1 protein-coding gene and 1 pseudogene are annotated in these 793 nt (G+C 59.4%); one reads left to right on the top strand and one right to left on the bottom strand.

All coding sequences use genetic code 11. The features are described from left to right. Positions 1-108: pseudogene (locus P0D89_RS53585) on the bottom strand (IS6 family transposase); the annotation flags it as partial. Between the two features lie 54 nt (positions 109-162). Between P0D89_RS53585 and P0D89_RS53580 the strand changes: the two are divergent. Then, positions 163-793, top strand: a 631-nt coding sequence (locus tag P0D89_RS53580) for an IS6 family transposase (RefSeq protein WP_408364672.1), incomplete at its 3' end; no start/stop codon positions are given.

Below are 793 nucleotides of genomic sequence, written 5' to 3'. Positions count from 1 at the left end.
ATCAGGCAGCCGAGCGTCAGCGATCATCTCGCGCACGGCCCGGTGCGAGGCGGCATACCCATCGAGTGTGATCGTCTCCGGTGGCTGGCCCTGATGTTTGATGGTTTTGCAATAAGGCGATCCGCTATGATGTCCGGAACAACATGAACGGTTGAAAGCTTGATGACGACGTTAAATCCGGCGATGGCCCGAGTACTCAAGCGCCTGCGTTACCCGCTCGACGTGATCCTGATGTGCGTACGCTGGTACGTGGCCTATCCGCTGAGCCTGCGTCACATCGAAGAGATGGTCGCTGAGCGTGGAGTCTGCGTCGATCATTCGACCGTGCATCGCTTGGCGCTCAAGCTGTTGCCTGTGCTGGAGAAGGCGTTCCGCCGCCGCAAGCGGTCAGTCGGGAAGAGCGGGCGCATGGACGAGACGTACATTCGCCTCAAGGGCGAATGGAGGTATCTCTACCGGGCCGTCGACAAGGAGGGCAATACCATCGACTTCCTGCTACGCGCCCACCGGGATAAGGCCGCGGCCCGGCGATACTTCGAGAAATCGATCGCCCGGAATGACGTGCGCGAGACTGTGACCATCGACAGGAGCGGCGCCAATCTCGCCGCCCTCGAAGCTATCAATGCTGATCGTGAAGTGCCCATCAAGATCCGCCAGTCCAAATATCTCAACAATCTCGTCGAGCAGGACCATAGGGCGATCAAGCGACGCACACGACCCATGCTGGGGTTCAAGACTTTTCGCTGCGCCCGGATTCTGCTGGGCGGCATCGAAGTCATGCATATGATCGCCA

This window comes from Paraburkholderia sp. RL18-085-BIA-A (assembly GCF_046027075.1).
Taxonomy (GTDB): domain Bacteria; phylum Pseudomonadota; class Gammaproteobacteria; order Burkholderiales; family Burkholderiaceae; genus Paraburkholderia.
This window is presented reverse-complemented; position numbering and strand designations above follow the sequence as displayed.